The organism is Bacillus sp. FSL L8-0152 (assembly GCF_038006365.1).
GTDB classification, from domain to species: Bacteria; Bacillota; Bacilli; order Bacillales; family Bacillaceae_G; genus Bacillus_A; species Bacillus_A cereus.
Genome location: NZ_JBBOVB010000002.1, coordinates 93,861 through 117,464, shown reverse-complemented (window position 1 = coordinate 117,464; position 23,604 = coordinate 93,861). Strand labels below are relative to the sequence as shown.

Here is a 23,604-nt window from a genome sequence, read left to right as displayed (position 1 = left end):
GAATATGGCATAGAAAAATAAGGCCCTGAGGAGAAAGGGTGGCGCCAGGGCCCTATAGAGTGTACCGAAAATGGCTGTATCGGTATAAGTATCTGCTACATAACTATTATAGGATTTTTCAAAGAATATTTCTGTGACCAGAATCACATTCAAAAATATAAAAAACAATGAGAATACTGTGCAGTATTCTCATTGTTTTTTCCTTCTTATTCATCTAGTGGTGCAAAATGATTTTTATCTTCTCCGCACACAGGACAAACCCAGTCCTCTGGTAAATCTTCGAAACTTGTTCCTGGTTCTATATCCTCATCTGGATCCCCTACCTCTGGGTTATAAATATATCCACATGGTAAACAAATGTATTTTTTCATGATTTCCTCTCCTTTTTGTACAGCTTTATATTTTTTCTTTTAACTTGCTCATTATTTCACTTATGTTTGTATTTAATAAATCTATTCCTTCTAACGATACATGCTTTTCAATCGCAGATTTGTAAGGAATAGATGCCGCAACTCCTTCTAATGAAATCACACCGACTATTTTATTATCCTTAATAAATAACCTTGTATACTTCTCCTTACCGTCTTCTTCAACAATTGTTGTATCACATTGCTCTTCATTAACAACTCCAATTGAAAATAAAGATACATTGAATGCGTTAAAAATAGTAGTTGGAATTTCTTTTTTATAAATAGCAGTTTTAGAGACCATATTACTACCTGCTACTCTTCCTTGTTCCAAGGCAGTCCCCCATAAGCCTTCAATTTCATTATTTACTTCTGCAACATCTCCCGCAGCGTATACGGAGTCTATATTTGTTCTCATCTCCTCATCCACAACAATTCCTCTATTTAATTTAATAGCCGTATCATGTACAAGTTTAGTGTTCGGAGTAACGCCAATTGAGTAAACAATACTATCACAATTAATTTGAGAATTGTCGTTCATCTTTATACCAGTTACAGATTCTTTCCCGAGAATAGAATCAATAGAAGTATTTAAATACACCTTTACTCCTTCCTTTTCAATTTTTCGTTTCAAGAGAAGCGAAGATTTTGTATCTAATTGTCTTCTCATTAATAAAGGAGCTACTTCTACAATGGATACCTTTTTATCAGCTTTCAGAATAGACCATGCTGTTTCTAAACCTTGTACACCCCCACCAATGGTCACAACACTTTCTTTGTCCTCTAAATGACCTTTAAGCTCATCTGCTTCTTTCATGTCCCTAATAGTAAAAATATTTTTTTTATTAATTCCATTTATCTCTAATCTTCTATTATTCGCTCCTGTACAAATTAATAGTTTATGATAAGAAAATACCGCTTCATTGGATGTAACAATAAATTGCTCATCTGTATTAATTTTTACCACCTTTGTATTTATAAAAACTGATATGTGATTATCTTGATACCACTTTTTCTTTTTAATTAACACTTTTTCACTGTGTAAATCTGAATACAGATCCTTTGATAATTTAATTCTTTTATAAGGTAGTAATGGCTCTTCACCAAAAATAAATATATTTGATCCTTTATCGTACTCTCTAATAGTTTTAGCGGCATTTACAGCAGCTACACCACTCCCAATAATAACAAAATTCTTTTCCATGTTTTCACCTCCATTTTTCTATTAAATAGAACTCAATAATAAATCTGTAACAAATGTTGTTGCATGTTGGATTTTCTTTACTTTCCCCTCATCTTTTGGAGAGAATCTAATCCGAATAGGAAATTCAACATGAGTCATACCTGTAGATTGGATAACTTTTGATGTGCTTTGTACATTCATATTTGTTTCATTGAGGTAATCTTGTATCACTTCAATTGCCTCTCCACTCCAACCATATGAACCGAATGAAGCTGCAATTTTTCCTTCTAGGTTCATTTCTGTCATTTCTTTTAAAATTTCTTCTAAATTACCAATCATATCTGCATATCTAGTTGAAGATCCTATGAAGACTGCATCTGCTTCTTGAATACTCTTTAAAACCTCTGATTTTTTTGATTTATCAGCGTTAAATACTGTTACATGAATATTATCTGCTTCTAAAGTTTCTTTAATAATATTTGCCACTTTTTTTGTATTATTTTTAATTGTTGTATATACAATTGTTACTTTCTTATCTTGATTCGTATCTCTACTCATATCCGCATATAATTTAATATACTTCTGTATATCCTGACGTAAAATGTAGCCATGAGATGGTGCAATCATTTGTACATCCAAATCTTTTAAAGCTTCTATTAATGTTCTTACATATCTTCTATGTGGATGGATAATGGCATTATAATAACCAATAAAGTCTTCCGTAATATCTACATTCGCTTTATCACTGAAAATCTCGTCATTTGCTATATGAGTACTAAAAATATCACAAGGAAATAAAATTTTATCCTCTACACAGTAGGTAATCATTGTTTCTTCCGTATGAAGATATGGTGTTTCTTTAAATTTTAATGTTTTTCCACCAATATCTAATGTATCACCGTCTTTTACTATTAAAAACTTTCGATTATGCAGCTTATACATCTCTTGTATTTCTGGTACTGCAATTTCTGTACATACAATCGTTGCATTAGTAGCTCTTGATGCTAATGCTGCCAATCCCCCTGAATGGTCGGGCTCTGTATGATTCACTACGATATACTGAATTTCTTGTGGATCAATTAATTTACTTAATGATTCTACAAATTCTCTTCCAAACTCTATATCAACTGTATCAATCACTGTTGGTTTTTCCGTTTTTAGCAAGTACGCGTTATAAGTTGTTCCTTTTGCTAAGATTAAACGATGAAATGGAACTTCTCTATTATCAACTTTTCCTACCCAATATATATCTTTAGTTAACTGAATTTCTTTGCACATATAACTCAATTCCTCCTCAATCAGATTCGATTTACCACTGAATTATATAAACTTTTTTATAATTAAAAGAGGACTAGAATCACATTTTAAAAAAATTAATAAAAAAATACCTGAGTAACAGCTTTCTACTCAGGTGTTTTTAAAATTTATTTTGTTGCTACAATTACTAATGCCGGACCATCAAGTGAATATATTTTTTTATCAAAATTAGCGTAAGTTTCTACTGACTCAAATCCACAATCTATTAATATGGGAAGTAATTGTTTTTTTGTAATTGGATATAACTCTATACTGTTTGAGAATTCTTCACCACATGTATTTAATGTTACAGTAAATAGCACCTTTGTTCTCTCTATTGCATAATCTCGTTTGAATGAGAAATGTTCTTTCTTAATTACTGGAAATATGAAATTTTTTTGATTTAATACTTTTTCATAGTTTACAATTTGAACTATGAACTTTCCATTTTTCTTAAGTTTTTTAAAAGAGCTTTGAATAAAATCAGTAATTTCCTGTACATTGTCTAAATGAACCAACGTATTTCCAATACAATAAATACCATCAAATATCCCAGGTACATCGTCTATTTGCTGCATTCTAAGTGTATTTACAAAAAGTCTTCCCCTATGGGTTTTAGCCTTCTCAGAAATTTTATCAGCCATTTTCTTCTCTGGTTCCATCGCAGTTACAATCATTCCTTTTTCAACTAATGCATTAGCCACATTCCCTGTTGCCGCACCTACATCAATTACGGAGTCCCCCTCTTGTAAATAAGAAGCAATAAAATTCACTTGTTTTTCATTTTCCGGAAAAATTTCATCATAATACGGCATTAATTTTTGGTAAAAAGTCATTATTTATACACTCCTTTCTACAAACAGTATTGAAGTAAACATTAATACAATATTATATATAAATATAATATAAACAATATAAATCATTATTAGTCTTTACGAGATAAAATATTTAAATACTATTATTGTTGTAATAAAAACGTAAATAGCATTTATACTCTCTAAAATCCCCACCTTTAAGATTGAAATATTCCTTCCATACAGTACTATAGACCGTATCAAACTTGGGATAAAAATAATGGTAATCGTTGGTGATAAAATAAGCGTAACAATCACAAGTAATAAATGGTACCACCATGACAGAATGCGATACGTTGGATTCTTTTTTTCACGTATCATTGTTTTTACATAAAACGTACTTCCTATAAAATATAAAAATGTTATAGTCGCTATTATCAATATATTTTTATCGACTGTTTTCATTGTGAAGTAATAACTTATAATGCCCCCTATACAAAACAAAAGAATTGCACATACATCATTTAATAAGGCTCGTTCATTTTTTTTGCTAGAAAAATAAATGTTTATACAAAAAAACGGGAGCATAATAATAGAAAAGTAAACTATACGCCATTCATAACTAAGAGCAATAGCTGTACATATACAAGCCTCACCAAAGTAAAGAAAAAAATAATATAAATAATACTTCTTTCGCGGCTGTTTTACATACATTAATAAGGGATATGTAGCTACATACACAAAAAACCACGCTAACAAAAGAGGTATATGATACCATGTCCATTTACCAGTTAAAATACCTAAAACAAATGGAATAAGCAGCATTCCCCAGGCTCCATGCTGCTTTGGAATAATTAACTTCATTCTTCCACACCTCACATTTAATTTTTTATCAAAATGTTACGTAAGAATGATAATAAGTAGCATATATATCATTAAATTTATAGATAAAAAACTTTACCAGTGAGAGAATCCCCCCACTGGTAATCATACTCCACCAATTTAGGGAATACCCATCCCAAATAGTAAAATATAATGAATTTCTCATACTCACTCTTCCCTTATAAGATAAACTATGTTTTTAAAAAATACTGTGAGTGAAATCACTGCATTCTATTTTTATACCTTTTATTTTATAGAATAAAACATTCTTCATTGTGTTTTTACTCTCTATTGATAACCTCACTCTTTGAACCTAAAACAAAAGAATTTTTATCTATAAATAATTAAATCATTCTATATCTTTTCATTTTTTATGAGCAAGATAATACGATAAACTTCTAGATTTAATCTCTTCTAAATAGAAAACATCACATACTTCATTTATTAGTACCATTGCAGAAATAAACTATATATAGTATCATTTATCGATGTTGAGTACTATATATTGAAAAGGAGTGAATTTAATGAACAACTCAGACAATGTAAAACAGCAAAAAAATACTTTATGGACAACTTTTGATAAAATTATAAACAGTAACGATCAAGACTTAATGCAAGAAAATGCAAATGTTGATGGTCGATCTCCAATGGGAATGATGGGAACATTTGCATCAGAGAGCGCAAAACTTTATGTAAGGGAACATTTGCTTTCTAAACAAGTAAAACAAGCTATTAATCAAAATATTTTATACCCACACGATTTAGATTTTTATGCAACAGGAACAACCACTTGTTCACAAATTCCTTTAGCACATTTGCTGAAAAAAGGGTTCCACACTGGACATGGCCATATGAGACAACCACAAGATATTAAAAGTGCATTAGCACTCTCGTCTATTATTCTTCAAGCTAATCAAAATATGCAGCATGGTGGGCAATCTCTTGCCATGTTTGATATAGATTTAGCACCATATGTGAGGAAAACATTTGAAAAAAATAAGAAAAAGTTAAAAGACTATCCACTAACAAAGGAACAAATCGAAGTGTTTGCATGGAAAGAAACAGAAAACGATACATATCAAGCATGTGAAGCATTTATTCATAATTCCAATAGTATGCATAGCCGTGGTGGTGGACAAGTTCCGTTTATTTCAATTAATTACGGAACAGATACATCAAAGGAAGGAAGGCTATTAATTAAACAATTACTACAGGCAACACAAGCGGGATTAGGAAAAAGTGAAACTCCTATTTTCCCCATTCAAATTTTCAAGTTAAAAAAAGGTGTGAATTTTGAAGAAAAAGATCCAAATTATGATTTATTTGAACTTGCATTAGAAACAACAGCAAAGCGATTGTTCCCTAACTTTTCATTTTTAGATGCGCCATTTAATGCAGCGTATTATAATGGGCACCCAGAAAGTGAAGTATGTTATATGGGTTGTCGTACTCGTGTGATGTCTAATATTCATGGTGAGGAGACAGCAATTGGCAGGGGAAATCTATCATTTACCTCTATTAATCTAGTAAAATTGGCTTTAATAAATGATTCAAAAGAGGGATTTTTCGAATCGTTAAATCATTATATCAAACTTGGCATTCGTCAATTGCTAGAAAGATATTCATATCAATGCACAAAAAAGGCAAGAGACTTTCAATTCCTATATTCACAAGGGATTTGGCGCAATGGAGAAAAACTACAACCGGAAGACTCAGTTACTGAGATTTTAAAGCAAGGAACATTGAGCCTTGGTTTTATTGGACTTGCGGAATGCTTGGTTGCCTTAACAGGAAAACACCATGGGGAAGATAAAGATTCATGGCAACTTGGAAAAGAAATTGTTACCTTTATGAGAAATAAGATGGACCAAGCAACAGAAGAACATTGCTTGAATTTCACTTTAATTGCAACTCCTGCCGAGGGACTATCAGGGAAGTTTATCAAAAAGGATTGTGCTGAGTTTGGAACTATTACAGGTGTAACCGATCATGATTACTATACAAATTCATTTCATATTCCAGTTTATTATCCTATTCAAGCAATTAATAAAATACGTTTAGAAGGACCGTTTCATGCTCTTTGTAACGGTGGTCATATTACGTATATTGAACTAGATGGGGCGGCAGCGCATAATCAAATGGCTTTAAAACAAATTGTTCAAGCAATGGCACAGTATGAAGTAGGATATGGTTCAATTAATCACCCAGTGGATCGTTGTAAATGTTGTGACTATAATGGAGTGATTGAAAATGAGTGCCCTAGCTGTGGAAATATAGAAGATCATCATATTGAAAGAATTCGCCGTATTACTGGATATCTTGTAGGGGACATGTCAAAATGGAACAATGCAAAGCGTAGTGAAGAAGCAGATCGTGTGAAACATAAATGAAGGTAATGAATATTATTCATGATAGTGTAGTAGATGGTGAAGGGTTACGGACAGTTGTGTTTTTTGCCGGTTGTCCGCATCATTGTTTAGGTTGCCATAACCCCAAATCATGGAATCTTTATAATGGTACCGAGATGAGTGTGAAAGATATTATAAAAGAAATTTCCACAAACCCTCTAACTGATGTAACATTTTCAGGTGGTGACCCATTTTTTCAAGCTATCGAGGTCAAAGAAGTTGCAAAGGCAGTAAAAAGTTTAAACAAAAATCTTTGGATTTACACTGGTTATACACTAGAAGAGTTACAAAACTCACAAAACAAAGATATGATTGAGCTGTTACATTATGGAGATGTTTTAGTTGATGGAAGATTTGAAATCGAAAAAAGAGATTTGACACTTCCATTTCGCGGAAGCTCAAATCAACGTATTATACGACTAAAATAAATATAATTTCCTTGCTCTTTTTCGATTATTAGTCATTACTAATCCAATATTTATGAGCAGAAAGCATCTGCTCATAAATATTGGAAATATACAATAAAAAATTTATAAAAAGGGCCATGCTCAATTCTTACACTTTTTTTGCAATGCTTTTGGAACATATACACAAAAAGGTTCGCTTTCCATGTAATCCCCCGTAATCGCAAATGCCCTAGAACGAGATCCCCCACAAACATATCGAAACTCACAAACACCGCATTTTCCTTTATAATTGTCTGGATTACGAAGGCTTTGAAAAATAGGAGAGTTTCGATAAATTTCAGCTATCGGTTTTGATTTAATATTCCCGGTTTTAATTGGCAATAACCCACTTGGGTATACATCTCCAATATGAGAAATAAATACAACTCCATTTCCATCGTTCACTCCTTTTGGAGCGCGTCCAAATCCATTAATTCCGTCCATCATCCTTTCCATTAGTACATCTCTATATTGAATAATTTGATCGATTTTTTTAATCCCTTTCATTTTTTCTTGAAGAACAACGCGTCTATAGTGCTGAGCAGCTGTGGTTTTTATATCAAAAGAAACCGTTCTGCTAAGCTGGTATAGCCAGCGGAACACTCTTTCATGTTGAATTGGTGAAATCATATCTTCCTCTTTACCACGTCCTGTTGGGACTAAGAAAAATACACTCCACAACACACAACCTAATTCTTCTACTAAAATTGCCATATCTTTAAGTACACTCAAATTATAATTAGAAACAACTGTATTAATTTGAATAGGGATGTTTAATTCGTTTAAATGATGAATTGCATCCATTGTTAATTTAAATGATCCCTCTGTTCCTCTAAAATGATCGTGTACTTCAGCTGTTGGTCCATCTATACTAAATGCCCATCTAGCAATCCCAACCTCTTTTGCTTTTTTAATCGCTTCTTTAGTAACCTTTGGAGTAGCACTGGGCGTCATAGAAACCCGAATACCTTTCTTCACCGCGTATTCCGCAATATCATATATATCCGAACGCATTAATGGATCCCCACCAGTAAAAACAAGCATCGGATTATCCATTTCATAAATATCATCAATTAGTTTTTTTCCTTCTTCTAATGTTAACTCAAAAGGATCACGATAATGCTGTGCTTCAGCACGACAATGTAGACATTTTAATTTACATGCTCTTGTTAACTCCCATATTACAATAAATGGGTTTTTATTATAATCACGATTTGTCAAAAAGAAAGCCTCCCATCAACTTACATACTATATTGTAAAATTATATGTTCATTTATGTTGTGAGTTTTATCACGCATAAGTTTTTAGCAATTAAAAATCCCTCACCAAAATAGATCAAATTAAGATAAAAAAGCACTCCCCTATAAGTAGGAGAGCGCTTTTTATTTTAAAAATATCTTAAAAATTTATATTTTATATTTTTTTATATAAATTTTATTTATTTATTATTTCTATTAGATTTCATCAAATCATCTAGTAATAAATCTAATTCTCTACTATAACAAATTACCTTTTCATGAATGAATCCATACTGCTTAACAAGCGATATTAATTCCTCTTTTTTTTTCAATTACTTGATTTAACTTCTTATAATTAGACATAGCTTTTGTACACTCCCATCTTACCTACATACAGGTCATCTAGGCAGCATTTTTGTTAGATGTTCTATTTAAAACAATGCTGTTTATAATATATATTTCCCCTTAACACCCATATACAATATATTTACAAATATCAAATACAAAATCTATGAACTTAAAAAGTTATACCTACTTAACTTATTACACACCTTTATATGCTTGTTTATATACTTCTTTTAATTCTGAAATCAATGGAAGTTTCGGATTTGCTGGTGTACATTGATCTTCAAATGCTCTTTCCGATAAGACATCCACAACATTGTCAAATGCTTCTTGTTTTACTCCTTGTCCTGCAATACTCATATTAATATTTAATTCTTTTCCAAGGCTGATAATTGCTTGCACAAGAGATTCTACCCCTTCTTCTACTGTACTTGCTGGTAGCCCCAATGTTCTTGCAATATATGCATAACGTTCATCTGCCACAAAATGCTCATATTTTGGGAACAATGCATGTTTTCTCGGCTTAATGGCATTATAGCGAATTACATGTGGCATTAAGATTGCGTTAGCGCGTCCATGTGGAATGTGAAATTCTGGCCCAAGCTTATGCGCCAAACTATGATTAATACCAAGAAATGCATTTGCAAAAGCCATACCTGCAATTGCAGAAGCATTATGCATTTTTTCACGTGCTTCTTCATCATTTCCGTTTTTATATGCTCGCGGTAAATATTTAAATACTAGATCAATAGCTTTTAAGGCCAATCCATCTGTATAGTCATTTGCCATAATAGACACGTATGCTTCAATTGCATGTGTTAACACATCCATTCCAGTGTCTGCTGTTACATGAGGTGGCACTGTCATTACAAACTGTGGATCAATAATCGCTACATCTGGTGTTAATTCATAATCAGCAAGTGGATATTTTATATTATTTTTTTTATCTGTAATAACCGCGAATGGTGTCACTTCTGACCCTGTTCCTGATGTTGTTGGAATCGCAACAAATTGTGCTTTTTGCCCTAATGTTGGAAACTTACATGTACGTTTTCTAATATCTAAAAACTTTTGTTTGATTCCAAAGAATTTTGTTTCTGGATATTCATAAAATAGCCACATTCCTTTTGCTGCATCCATTGCTGAACCTCCGCCCAATGCAATAATTACATCAGGTTTGAAGCTTCTCATCATCTCAGCACCCTTGAATACTGTTTCATCTGATGGATCTGGTTCTACCTCTGAGAAAACACCTACTTTTACATCATTTAAATGCTGTTGTAAGTAATGTGTAACTGTGTCCACATATCCCAGGTCTACCATTCCTGGATCCGTTACAATGAATGCTCGCGAAATGTTTGGCATCTTAGCTAAATATTGTGTCGCATGTTTTTCAAAAAAAACCTTAGGTGGTAATTTGAACCATTGCATATTATTTTTTCTATTTGCCAAACGCTTTACATTTATTAAATGTGTAGCTGTTACGTTTTGAGAAACAGAATTTTTACCGTATGAACCACAACCTAATGTTAAAGATGGAATAAATGCGTTATATATATCACCAATCCCACCTTGTGCTGATGGTGAATTTACAATAAGGCGACAAGCTTTCATTCTTAAACCAAATTGTTTTTGTACTTCTTTATTTGTAGAATGAATAACCGCTGAATGCCCTAAGCCACCTAAATTTAACATTTCTTCACAATATTTAAATCCTTCTTCTTGTGAATTTGCTTTGATACAAGCTAATACTGGGCTCAATTTTTCACGTGATAGTGGATATTCTGCACCCACTCCCTTAATTTCAGCTACAAGTATTTTTGTATCTTCTGGTACCTTAATGCCTACTAATGATGCAATATAATGTGCTGATTTCCCAACGATATCACTATTTACTGCACATGTATTTTCATTAATAACAAGCTTCTCTAGTTTTATTCTCTCTTCTTCGGTAACAAAATAACAATTGTTGTCTTGCATTTCTTTTTTTACACTATTATAGATTTCTTTATCTACAATGATTGCTTGTTCAGAAGCACAAATCATACCATTATCAAATGTTTTTGATAAAATTAAATCATTTACAGCTCGTTTTACATGTGCTGATTTCTCTAAATAACAAGGTACATTCCCAGGTCCTACTCCTAAGGCCGGTTTCCCTGTAGAATATGCTGATTTCACCATTCCAGCACCCCCGGTTGCAAGAACAAGTGCAACCCCCTCATGGTTCATTAATCTTTTTGTTGCCTCAACAGAAGGTTTTTCGATCCATTGAATGCAATTTTTCGGTGCCCCTGCCTTAATTGCAGCATCTCTTAAAATTTTAGCCGCTGCAACAGAGCATCGCTGAGCAGATGGATGAAAAGCAAAAATAATTGGATTTCTTGTTTTCATTGCAATAATTGCTTTAAACATAGTAGTTGAAGTGGGATTAGTTACTGGTGTCACACCAGCAACTACACCTACTGGTTCGGCAATTTCAATGACTTCTTCATGTGGATCTTCATGAATAATTCCTACAGTCTTATCTTTTTTTATGCTATGCCAAATATATTCAGTCGCAAATATATTTTTTGTACATTTATCCTCATACACACCTCGACCAGTTTCCTCTACCGCCATTTTTGCTAATGGCATATGTTGGTCTAATCCAGATAGTGCCATTTCATGAACAATATGATCTACTTGCTCTTGCGTATAAGATTCCATTGCTTTTAGTGCTTCTTTTCCATTTTCAACTAAAGTATTAACAACTTCTTGTACATCATTTTCATCTTTAATTACTACGTTGACCATTGCTTGTACTTCTTTTTCATCTGTCTTGTTTGTCATATTAAAGCCTCCAGATCACTATAAAAATAGATTTAAAATGTTGGAACTTATTGTTTTCATCTTGCCTATTAAGTAAAGTCTTAAAACATGTGAAGTATTTCACAAGTAATGATATGAAATTTTCAACTACTCCCACTATACATGAAATGACTATTTTTTATTGTGTATTTTTTGTGAAGTATTTCACAAATATTTATAATAATTCTAATCAGTAATTACTTATTTACACCATCAATATATACAATTACATTCTCAGTTGTATTATTTCTCAATTCAATGTACACCTCAGCATTAAAATACAATATTTGTTGATGCCTTAATATCTCAATTTCATTATCAATTATAACCATCGTTTCACCGAAAACTGCATAGATACATATATCCTTGTTCAAATATTTTGGTATGACAACATTACCTGACGGATTAATGAAAAAAAATGATGGGAATGTATTTTCAGTTTTATTAATAATTGTTTTGAATACATCATCATTTAACCCCATAGGTGTTACATTTTTTAGTTGCATAAATATCACTCCTATTCATGTATAAAAAATTTAATAAAGTATAATAAATTTATACTTTATTTTTACAAACTTATAGCTAGGATCTTGACTTTGCATATAAGTTTATAACTATTAATTTCCTAAAGCAATAATAATTCATCTTCTTGTAAAGGACTATTAATTTGTTATAGTATGTAAATCTCTTTGTTGTGATAACTCTACTAAAGAAGACACTTAACACTTATATGTAATTTATCTAGTAGTATTTTATGTGTATAGTAGTTAGAAATTTTTATTAATAAATTTTGAAAACATTAGTATATATAATATAAAATATTTTTTTATTTAAAAATATTTTGTTTGTCCCCATCCTCTCTAAAATATTCCCCCTTTTCTTAAAATCTTATATAAATATATATCTTATATATATTAAAAATATAAAGATAAAACTTTTATAGGTTCATAAAATATAGAATAAAGCCTGCTATGACAATGTTTTTAACATACCCTACTGTAAAAAATCATAAATGGTATGTAATGGGAGTGTAAAAATAGACTTTGTTGTACCATCCTTTCTACATAAAATCATAAATTAATACCACTATTCCTACATAAAAAATGAAGAAAAAAATTCACTGATAGGTATATTTATTCAAACGTAAATAAGAAGATATTCTCGATAGTTGTCCCCAATTTGTAGTTATTTGTACACAATCTATACACAAGGATCATAATTTAATCCACTTAATTCAGTTATTCATATTTAATCACATAAAACTTGATGAATTTTAGTAGATTTACTTATAGAACCTTTATATAGCAACAATAGTATGATATTTTTATTCACAAATGATACTTTTTATAAACATATCCACTAAAAATTTAATTTTTCTTATGATTTTATGTAGGGTAAAATCTCTATTTATATAGGTATTGGATACCTTTTCAAGTTACTATTGTGGAAATTAAGAAGGATGAATAACTTTTATTGTATAGAAGTGCATAAAAAAAGACTCTATTTTCAATAGAATCTTTTAGAAAAGTATATAAATGTATCTAATAGAAAGACTTTGAATGATAGAGCCAACACGAATAGCCCTCTACTTTGATTTTTTTTCAAATATAGAGAGCTGAAAATGATTACATTTCTTCCATTACTTTTAATACCTGTTCAGTTGATGTTACTTGAATTCCAGTACGTATCAGCTTTTCCAAGGCACGTATAAAGGTAATTAAATTTATGCTATCAGGTACTTCAATTACCCTTAGCTTTTCTTTTGGTAATTTATCTATCTTTTCAATGAACAATTCACGTACATCGCTAGGAATAAAGCGTTCCTTATGTCCTTTTATTTTTAGAAGTTCACGCATTTCTATTTCTAAAGCCATATAAGCATTTAGATTTGCACCTTGTTCATAAGCGTATTTTCTAAATAATGTTTCTTCTTGATATCTTAGATAATTACGATGGTAAGATTCCTCTGTAACAGGTACGGCAAATTTGTTCTTTAATAACTCAAATGTTTTACGGAACAGCTTCTTGATGCTTCGGCGAGAGTACATAGAGAAATGCAATCCGAAATCAAATATAGCTTGTTCTTTTTGTTTTGCGGGTACGTGCTGTGTAATAAGAGGATAAACCCCTTCTTTAGCTGCGGTATCAAGAATATGATACTGTGATGTTTGATTCAATAATTTTTTCAGTGTATATACTAACTTACTTGGATATTTTTCAGTGCGATCAATCATGTCACGCAAACTATGTATTACACTACGGATTTGTCGATGACAGGTATTTTTAAGTACATGAATAAATTTATTCATGTCTCGTGTAAATTCCCCAATATGCATTTCTTGTAGTGTAGATTCAATAAATCTGGCTTTACGGGCATACGTAACCTTTGGAGTAAAAGGATCACGATACTGTAGTTCGCCTGATTCTTTTCCACATAAGAAGTCTGAATGAATAGATAAAAATAAAGTCGTGTATTTTTTCTTGTTTTGAACCCCTTTTTGTAGTTTACAGATTTTGAATAGTGGAGTTCCTGTACAAGGCAATACAGTCGTTAGTTCTTTCATAACTGCACGAATTTGATGTGGATACTTCTTATGTAGAAAGCGGTACATCCCACCCAAGTGAGTCTTATTACCTCTTTCATCCTGTTTGTCTAAAGAACGTTTTAATGTAGTTTCTCTATGCTGTTGCATAGCAATATCTAAGAATAGCTTCTTAGATGCTACTGAAAGTTCAAAGAAAGCTTTTGTAAAGACTACAGGACTAATGTAAACATAAGGATTTGCTTTTTCTGTTTCTTCATTCATAAAATGAGTTATTTTAATTGTGTATCGACTATCTAATTCATTTTCAATAGTAATAATGTTATGTAGGCTTAATTTTTTTAATGCAATATAGAATTGAGAATGCTGTATACATGCCAATTCTTCTTTGTATTGCTTATAGTCTTCCCAAAGCATATGTACTGTTACGTTTGGAATAATACCATTCGTATAGCATTTTTTATGTAGATAAAGGAATACTTCAAGATCTGCATTTGTAATACCGTACAATCTATGTTTTCTTCCCATTGTCTTTGAAATAGTATGACGTGAAAAAGATGGCTTTGCCTGTGCAACAAATCCATCGATATCCGCAATACGTTCTTCATACGACATTTGATTAATAATATCTTCAAGGTATGTATCTTTATAGCTATAGTATTTTCCTTCCAATGCATCAACAAGTGCTTGCCAAGATTTTAATGTAACTATAACCGCATTAGTAGATTGTCCATTTAGACTACGTTGATTACGAATAACAAATGATTTGCTCATCTTTTTCACCTCCTATACAAATTAAAATATACATCTCCGTACAATATAAAATATACCGATTTTAATTATAGCAAATCAAAATTCGATGAAATGGGCCCCTTTAAGAGCAAACATGAAAAAATGAAATGTACGTTAATCCCTTTCATATCAAGGGGTTTCGGGTTTTGTTCTATTTTTTTTATGGACATGATATCACTATGGATTTTTATGTTCCGAATAAACAAGAAAATGAGTTATAAACTGCTAATAAACGTTGTTCTAATGGGATTGGAAGCTTATTTTCACAAAAATATAAGGGACATGATAGGGCTGTGGATTTTCATATTTCTATTTATTACAATTCACATGAAAATCGTTAATAAACATTGATGTTAAAGGGATTTATATGAAATTTGGCATTTATAAAAGGAACATGATACCGCTAGGAGTGATTCATCTTTTCAGATAGAAAGGGACGTGATATCGCTATAAATTTTCATGTTTTATAATCCCCTGAAATTTGAGAAGATGTGGTATAAATGTATGGTATATAAGGGATTTAAGAGGATTTATGAAACACGAAAGGGACATGATACCGCTATAAATTTTCTTGTTTCATACCTTGAATATAGAAGAAACCCTTTTGTATCAAGGATAGAAAAGATTATGAAAAAATATATAGTTTAATTTCATGAAACATTTTAGGCTGGATTTTTTTCATGTTTTAATCAAAAGGGACATGATACCGCTATAAATTTTCACTTTGTATGCAAAATTTAATGAGTTTTACCATATATACAGCGAAACTGTTAAAACATGAATAACCTAGCTTTTTCATGTTTAGTCAAAAGGGACATGATATCGCAAAAGAATTTCATGTTTCAGTTAATCCCTTGAAAAATATTGGTTTTCATATAACGTCTTACCTTTTCCAAATGGATACAGTCTTGTATAATCAGTAAAAGAGGTGGTTATAAGCATACATGCTAGATTATCACTAAAGGATGGTTGGATAGAACTTACTGTATTCTTTTTTATTTTCATGAATAGGAACATCATAAGGCTATATAGATTTAAGTTTAAATCATTCTCAATTGTAAATTAAATAAGGAGAAGGATGTATATGGATAATGTTCTACAATTGTTTAAAGATGCATTAGTAATATCAGCACCTATCTATAAACATAATGAACAATTGTGGTATAAATGGAATGCTTATTACTTAGAAGTTAAAGAAGATACTAGTAGGATCGTAACTTCGGACTATTTTTCCCCATCATTTTCAATGCTTGTACAGTGGCTTGAACAGCAACAAAAAAAGGGTATCTCCTCTTTGGAAATATTCACCAACATAGAAGCTTACCAAATTGAAATTGATGTGGCGATAGGATTATTTGTGGAGCAAGAGTTTTCAAGAGCTAACAATGAAACCGTGCAGGAACCAAAGGAATCTAATACAAGTTTAGAGCACGAGAATTACTATGAAGTGAATAATTCTGCGGTTTATTATAAATTAAGAGATGGTATAGCAAAGAATCAATTTGAAGAAGATGAAAATACAAAGTTGAAATCTTATCCAATTGAAACGAAAGATAGTAGTGGAGTTGCACAACTTTCTTCACATAAAGATGAAGATTTAAGATTAATAAATATTGAAGAAGCTGCTCGTTGGAATACATTGGTTGATGGTGTAATGAGTAATATGGATGATTTAACTGCTGACTGTTTAGATGCAATTACTATCCAATGGTTAAATGAGGCAAAGTCCCCTGATGAATTCATAGACTTTTCATATAATCAGGTATTAGAAATGTGTAGTATACCTAAAGCAAAGGCTAATAACACAGAATATTATCGAGCAGAAGATAAAATAAAGGTTGCCAAACGAATTGCTGCCTTAGCAAGTATTTTTATCTATTTAAATGATGATAATGAGGTAGTTGTATTAAATGATCGAGCTGAAGCAGGTAAACATTATGAAGTAAAGCGAGAAGTTATTAAAAGGCTTTTTGTATTAGATTCTGTGGTACTCTGGAGAGATACTAACACTAACGAATATATGGGGATAGAATCTTGCAGGATTAAGCCAGGGAGCTTCTTATCAAGTTATTTATATGGTTCTAGTAGTACAACGGCACTATTATCAAAAAAAGCTTTAGAATATAATAGTTATAGACATAAATATCATAAGAGATTGATTCGTTATTTAACTTGGCAATGGAGAATTCGTCAAATGTTCTCTAGCTTAAAAAGGCCTTACTCTATAGGAGGAGATAAGGGATTACTGGCTGTCATGGGTATAAATCAAAATCAAAAGCCAAATCGTATTCGTGAACAGTTAGAAAATGTTCTTATTGATTTAGAGAAGGAAAAGGTAATATCACATTGGGAGTACAGTGAAGATTTAAAAGAGGAAATGTTAACAAAGAAGAATTGGTTTAAGAACTATTATGCTCAGTTAGGTATAATAATTTTACCGCCGAAAGAATTAATGAATTCAATAGAAAAAATAGTGAAGAAAAAAACAGTAGAGATCATACAAGAAGAGTCTCCTGTGAAAATAGAAAATAACACTTTAGATGTTGATGAGTATGAAAATTCAATTAGAGAAAAAATATCATACTTCCATATGAATAAAAATATTACAATGCGAGAACTTTCAAAAGAAATAGGTATATCACAACCTACCCTTTCTAGGTTTTATAATAAGAAAACAAAACGCCTTTCAGGCACGGCTAAAGATAAATTAAATCAGTGGTACAAAAGACAAATTATTATTGATAAGATGTAGAAAAAGCTTAAATTTATGATAAAAAGAGTCCCTATTTTAGGGACTCTTTTTATCATGGATTTATAACGCTAGTTACCAAATAAATTGGCCGTATCCAGATCTTCATATTCATCTTTTAGTACTGCTTTTTCAGTTGTTGATTCATTTTCTATATGTGTATCTTTAGAAGTAGAATTCTTTTCAGTAGATGAGATTATTCTATTTGAATCGGCTAGCTCTTCTTCATTTGCTTGGCTTTCTTTTTGAATAGTAAGGTTTGAATTATTTAAAAGTATACGCTTAACATCATTTAAAAAGTCTTTATCTTGAAGTAAAATTTCTTTTTGCATTTGTTGTTGTATCTTATAATCAGCCACGTCTTGTAATCCGTGTTTATCAATAAAATAGCAAACAAGTTTATACAAAGAATCGGCTATATTGCTTTGTGACTCGAACCATTTAAAGAATTCTTCATTCTCAATCTTCTTGAGGTTCCAGAAGAAGGATTCTCTTTTTTTGTCGGACATACTATTTCACCTTTTTTCGAGAAAGAATTTTCTTGATAATTTGCATCCCCTTAGCATTCATATCTACAGCGTATTTCTCTGGAATCCACAATAAGTACATTCCAACTCGCTCACAATACTCTAATAATTGATTATATAATTCATCTTTAAAAGTAATACTTCCCCCACCATACACACATAAAACTTCAGCTTCACTGGCTGTATTGTTTACATATTTTTCATCTGTATCTTCTAGGATTAGTTCAGCTTGTTCCACTTTTGTAATATTAAAGTGGGTTGTTGCCTCTTCATGGTATTTATGATCTATATCTTGAAGAATTTGAGAGAATTGTTGGCGTTTAATGTTTGTGCCACGTTCTTGATTTAATAATTTTACAGCTTCTTCTGTAGCATGACCGACACCACGTCTTTCACCGCTACAAGCATCAATTACTGGGTTCACGCCAACTGTATAGATATACTCAGTTGTTCCATCCCCAATATCAGAATGTAGAATCTTTTTGTTTTTAAAGAAAGAGCCGTCAATTTTTTTGATTTCAAGTTTTTTTGCATATAGTTTAGTGAAATCAGTAAACATCTCCTCTTCCCCTTCAAGAATTGCAAATAACGGAGGAACACCCTCTTGTGTAATGTTTGCACTATTAAATGTTAAGCTAACCGTTACCTGCTCTTCTCCTACATAAACCACTACAACATGATTTGAATTAGTAAAACGCTGTTCTAAATGTTTAGCGTTTACGGGTGTCCATTGGCTTGCTGGGATAGCTGAAATAAGGTCGACAGTCACATTGATTGATTGTGGTAGTTCTTCTGTGCGTTCCCATTCAAGTTGAACTGATTTGTTTGCAATTAATCCTAGCATATTAATTAGAGGTAAATCATCATTGTATTTTTGACCTACTTTAATGTTCATGTTTTTAGGATTTTTCCCTGTTAACATCGCTCGATTACCAATGAAATACATTCCGGATCTTCGAATTGATTTACTAGCAATATTTACGAACATATTATCTACTAAATTAACTACGTTTTTTTGGATGTTTGTCTCAGTAACATTAGGCATTGAGTAAACACTTTGATATACATTTTTCATTTTTATGTATTCACCATTGATGTAACCTTTAAATGAATCGTTCCCAATATCACCTTCTATGTCTATATGAAGAGTTTTGCCTTTTAAACTTGCCATTATACATCACCTCTATGAAATTTATTTCTAATTTATATCTAATAAATATATTATAACCTATAAAACCTTTAACAACAAGGTTTTTATAAAATTCATGAATAAAAAATATAATTTAAATATAAAATAGATATAAAATAAATATAAATTAGATGATAAATCGAGATGGATTGGGTTATTTCGGGATATTTCTGATCCTTTGTATTTTTAGATATATATTAGATATCTTTTAAATATCAATAAAATATAAAAGGCGTTATTGGTGGGAGGAATACGTTTGTCGAAGATGCCTTTTAAAATATCATGTTGCTTCTATGGTTTACGGATAGACTATTGATGATATATTTTGGGAACCCAAGGGATATCTAGTGGAATGAGGTATACATTTTAATCAGGAGGAAGAAAATTAGAAAGCAAGTAAGATTAATTACAAATATGACTTATACATACTTGAATAGTTAAAATGGTTAGCTGAATAAACGTTATAAAGGTGTTATTCCGGTGTTTGATATTATGTGAACGCTAGGCGTTATTAATGCGTTAAACCCCTTTATATCAACGATTTCAATGTTTTTTATAAACAAATAGCTGATAAAAGAAATGAGATTGGAAGATTAGATGTTTTTTGGTGTAGTAACGCATTGAAAGACGGTTTTAAACTGAGATCTTTACTATATAAGTTTGTTTTTGGCTATTTTGATGATAACTATAACTAAAAGACTAAAAAAGTAGTATGCAAATTAACCCTATACATATCAAGTTACAATATGTATTTTGTTGTATATGTTCTATTTGTATCTGCAGCACTCCTTTAAAAGAATAGAGAATCTATAAAATTTGATTTGAATACAAAAATTGAACAGGATTAATTACAGATTCATATATATTTGCTAAACAAACGTTATTATGGTGTTTATCTGGCGAACTTAGCAGATGAACACTAGGCGTTTTTAAAGCGTTAAACATTGTAATAGCAACATTTAAAGGTGGTTTTAAAGAGAAAATGGTTTACGTAATGATAAAACCTATAAATTTATTTTTCGAGCTCAATAATAAAAAAAGTAGTTTATATAGGCTGTAAAGAATTTCAATTGAAGTATTTCTATATAAAAAATCACATAGATATCAAAGTAGTCTCTACATACATACTTAAATCATAGTGGCAATATAAAGCTATGTTGAAAAGGTGTTTTTTAGGAGGTTCATTGGTAACATACTTTGAAAAATAAAACTACTTTCTGAAGCAACTAATATAATATGATTTGGGATTGGATATATATCTAGGGTGTTAATCGGTTTACATACTTTTACTGTTTATAGTAGGAATGTAGTAAGTGATCCTCCGTGAACGCATAGCGTTCACGGAGGATCACAGGAATGCTGGCTTAAAGTTTAAAAGTAAGATATTTAAATAGATAATGAATAACCTTCAGTGCTCTTGTTTTATTTTTGAAATTAACTCTAAATTTTTGTGGTAAGACATCAAATTTTTTAACCAAAATTATATATTTAAGTTTCTTAAGTTACATTAAATACAATAGTTTTATTATATGAACGTTTTAGAAGTGTTATTTAGGCGTTGTTATTTTGTAATGGGGCCTACTTGAATCAATTTTTAGTTGCATATTTACATATTAATTAATTCGATGTTTTTGATGGATAGAGCAGAAGCTTCGGTAAAGAGATAATATGAGTGTAATTTAAAAGAATCTTCTTTTTTATATAAGGAGATTCAAGATAGAAATCTTAGTCCGGAGAGAAGTACGATGGATATAAGCATATGTTTTTTGAAATGAATTACTCTAGTTCAAACAAAATAAAATTCTACAAAAGAAACAAACGAACGGAAATATGGTTATAATAGATGATCAAACAAAAATATCTATAATCTATAGTGGAACGCTGTTTGTAAAGCCTATGAATTAGTACGACTGTTAGATGATACATAAAAGAATTAATGAAAATTGGTACTTCTGTTGAGAATGATGTGGGATTAGGAATTAAAGAAGTCTTTTTATTTATAAAAAAGCTAAATTTGTTCCAACAGTAGAAACTAGCTAATAAAAACAAAACGTATTCTTTTCAGAAGAACGAATGATACTTTGAACTGGCATATGTAGTCTAAAGAAGGCAATAATTTTTTGATGTATCTTAGATGTAATTTCAATAACGTTGGAGTCGAAGGCAAAATGTAATGAGGAGAAAGTTATAGTTATATCTAATCGCATGCTTTAGGCATTTATTTTAGAGGTTTTACGAATGAATTTTTCATTATTATGGCATATTCTATAATAGATATATTAATCAAGGATTAACTAAAAAAATAAATCAATTCATTTCTAGCTTTACAATATAATTATAAAGAAATAGAAAAATTTTATAATGGGATTTATGAGTGTAACGAAAGTTACTATCACACATTGAGGGTTTCATGAACGTTATAAAAACGGTCATGAAACCCTCAGAAAATATTTTTAACACTACTAACAATTTTTTGTATAGGATGTATTTAATATGAGAATACTATTTATGTGAAACTGTGACCTCTTAACAATATTGCGATCTATTTAATATATGAGATTACTGTTTTATCCTGTTTTTCATAATTTCGTCAAGTATGGGACGATAGTTTACAATTGCAATGAGTTTTCTGCAACCAACATCCTATCTTAAGAATTCATAAAAAGCAATATCTACAATTATATGATAACAAGCCAAGCATTTTGGCTTACGTCAATTGGCATACACCTACCACGTTCACATTTTTGAGGAAATAGTTCTTTGTCAGAGATTGATAAAATTTATGCAATAATTTTGAGAATGCTACTTTTAAGCAACTATGCTTTTAAATGATGTTACCAAATCGAAGATGTTATAAATTTAAATTATTAATCCTAACTATAATCTATAAAGGTTAAGTGAATATTTTAAGGTATCGGGATTCTTGGAGAATCTAAACGTTATCAAAGTGTTATTTTAGTGTTTATTTTCACGTGAACGCTATCCGTTATTTTACCGACTAATCCCTTAACTACAACGTTAGGAGTTATTTAAAGAGTGTTACACCTAACAGATGTATGAATAAATAAAATAAGGATTCATATGATGTTTTGTTCCATTTGAATGATAAAAATAAAATATATCTATACATAAATTAGCATTCTATATATTATTTAATTCTTATAATATAATATATTTTATAACTAGTACTAAATGTTATAAAAACAATTTCAACTAAATGAAGTAAAAATATATCGTATTAAATTCTTTAAACAGGGATCAACTTGCAAGAAGCAAAGCATAATCTTCCAAGGGCTTATTTCAAGAAATCCACTAATTTTAGCTGTGTTATAGATGTTCATGAGAGTTTCATTCTTATAACACACATTATGATAAAGGTATTAACACAAGTTTAAATCATGAGAAGGAAGTATTTTATTTATAAAGTATATGAATTACGAGAATAGCCACCTAACAAATAAGAAATGGAGTGTCTTTTTATTTAATAATCTTGCATCTCCAAACATCCATACAGGCTGTTTGAGGCACAAGATGTTTAATACTGTAGGAATAAAAAAATGAACGCTTACGAAACGTTAATTTAACGATTCGTAAAACGTGAACGCATAGCGTTCACAAGGAATTCGGCACATTAATATTATACGTTTAGATATATTTATATCTAAACGTATAATGTGGCTTTAGGATAGATAGGTCTTATTTAACAGTGTTGATAACGCGTATAAATTAGTAATAATGAACGCTGCGATGGTATGGTGCTTTTTTTTCATTACAAATCTTAAGATGTATCCTAAGTTAATGTTAAGCTTAATATAACAAATACAATCTGATAAATTTATTAAAGTAGGCTGGAGATATATGAAGTATCTTTGGAATCCATAAGGCAGGACAAAGGGATAAGTAGTTGTGATTATGCTAAAATCTTTTTAACTTAAGTGTTATTGAGTGTTTTTTA

Annotated in this window: 14 protein-coding genes and 1 pseudogene; 3 read left to right on the top strand and 12 right to left on the bottom strand. The window is 30.8% G+C overall.

Annotated features, from left to right (window positions below):
- Window positions 1-206 precede the first annotated feature (206 nt).
- The 5 genes from rd to MHH27_RS28940 form a co-directional block, all read right to left on the bottom strand.
- On the bottom strand, window positions 207-371 hold the full coding sequence (rd, locus tag MHH27_RS28960) for a rubredoxin (RefSeq protein WP_000759867.1): 165 nt from the start codon (window positions 369-371) through the stop codon (window positions 207-209).
- A 25-nt stretch (window positions 372-396) separates the two neighbouring features.
- Window positions 397-1,611: an NAD(P)/FAD-dependent oxidoreductase gene (locus MHH27_RS28955; protein WP_340945098.1), complete on the bottom strand. Its 1,215-nt coding sequence runs from the start codon at window positions 1,609-1,611 to the stop codon at window positions 397-399.
- A 21-nt stretch (window positions 1,612-1,632) separates the two neighbouring features.
- Window positions 1,633-2,868, bottom strand: a complete 1,236-nt coding sequence (locus MHH27_RS28950) for an FprA family A-type flavoprotein (protein ID WP_000335065.1) — start codon at window positions 2,866-2,868, stop codon at window positions 1,633-1,635.
- 146 nt (window positions 2,869-3,014) lie between these two features.
- Window positions 3,015-3,722 carry a class I SAM-dependent methyltransferase gene (locus MHH27_RS28945; protein ID WP_000145191.1) on the bottom strand — a complete coding sequence of 236 codons (708 nt, stop codon included), beginning with the start codon at window positions 3,720-3,722 and terminating at the stop codon, window positions 3,015-3,017.
- A 96-nt stretch (window positions 3,723-3,818) separates the two neighbouring features.
- Complete coding sequence (locus MHH27_RS28940) at window positions 3,819-4,544, bottom strand: YwiC-like family protein (RefSeq protein ID WP_000766867.1); 726 nt, start codon at window positions 4,542-4,544, stop codon at window positions 3,819-3,821.
- A 542-nt stretch (window positions 4,545-5,086) separates the two neighbouring features.
- Between MHH27_RS28940 and MHH27_RS28935 the strand changes: the two genes are divergently transcribed.
- On the top strand, window positions 5,087-6,952 hold the full coding sequence (locus MHH27_RS28935) for an anaerobic ribonucleoside triphosphate reductase (protein ID WP_340945094.1): 1,866 nt from the start codon (window positions 5,087-5,089) through the stop codon (window positions 6,950-6,952).
- Window positions 6,949-7,398, top strand: coding sequence for an anaerobic ribonucleoside-triphosphate reductase activating protein (gene nrdG / locus MHH27_RS28930; protein ID WP_000867048.1), 450 nt, complete (start codon window positions 6,949-6,951; stop codon window positions 7,396-7,398). Before MHH27_RS28935 ends, nrdG begins: the two co-directional genes overlap by 4 nt.
- A 120-nt stretch (window positions 7,399-7,518) precedes the next feature.
- Here nrdG and MHH27_RS28925 read toward each other — a convergent pair whose 3' ends face one another.
- From MHH27_RS28925 to MHH27_RS28905, 5 genes and pseudogenes are all read right to left on the bottom strand, one after another.
- The gene (locus tag MHH27_RS28925) at window positions 7,519-8,637 is read right to left on the bottom strand and encodes a TIGR04053 family radical SAM/SPASM domain-containing protein (protein WP_340945092.1); all 1,119 of its coding nucleotides are present in this window, start codon (window positions 8,635-8,637) and stop codon (window positions 7,519-7,521) included.
- Window positions 8,638-8,854: 217 nt separating this feature from the next.
- A pseudogene (locus MHH27_RS28920) lies at window positions 8,855-9,017 on the bottom strand (Spo0E family sporulation regulatory protein-aspartic acid phosphatase).
- Between the two features lie 180 nt (window positions 9,018-9,197).
- On the bottom strand, window positions 9,198-11,795 hold the full coding sequence (gene adhE, locus MHH27_RS28915; protein WP_097925568.1) for a bifunctional acetaldehyde-CoA/alcohol dehydrogenase: 2,598 nt from the start codon (window positions 11,793-11,795) through the stop codon (window positions 9,198-9,200).
- A 251-nt stretch (window positions 11,796-12,046) separates the two neighbouring features.
- On the bottom strand, window positions 12,047-12,355 hold the full coding sequence (locus tag MHH27_RS28910; RefSeq protein ID WP_001176238.1) for a hypothetical protein: 309 nt from the start codon (window positions 12,353-12,355) through the stop codon (window positions 12,047-12,049).
- 1,119 nt (window positions 12,356-13,474) lie between these two features.
- Window positions 13,475-15,166 carry a hypothetical protein gene (locus MHH27_RS28905; protein ID WP_000045392.1) on the bottom strand — a complete coding sequence of 564 codons (1,692 nt, stop codon included), beginning with the start codon at window positions 15,164-15,166 and terminating at the stop codon, window positions 13,475-13,477.
- Between the two features lie 1,102 nt (window positions 15,167-16,268).
- Here MHH27_RS28905 and MHH27_RS28900 point away from each other — a divergent pair.
- Complete coding sequence (locus tag MHH27_RS28900) at window positions 16,269-17,936, top strand: helix-turn-helix domain-containing protein (protein ID WP_000370965.1); 1,668 nt, start codon at window positions 16,269-16,271, stop codon at window positions 17,934-17,936.
- A gap of 68 nt (window positions 17,937-18,004) precedes the next feature.
- Here the strand turns inward: MHH27_RS28900 and MHH27_RS28895 are convergent, their stop codons facing one another.
- The gene (locus tag MHH27_RS28895; protein WP_340945089.1) at window positions 18,005-18,442 is read right to left on the bottom strand and encodes a hypothetical protein; all 438 of its coding nucleotides are present in this window, start codon (window positions 18,440-18,442) and stop codon (window positions 18,005-18,007) included.
- Window position 18,443: 1 nt separating this feature from the next.
- Window positions 18,444-19,631 carry a ParM/StbA family protein gene (locus MHH27_RS28890; RefSeq protein ID WP_000157615.1) on the bottom strand — a complete coding sequence of 396 codons (1,188 nt, stop codon included), beginning with the start codon at window positions 19,629-19,631 and terminating at the stop codon, window positions 18,444-18,446.
- Window positions 19,632-23,604 lie beyond the last annotated feature (3,973 nt).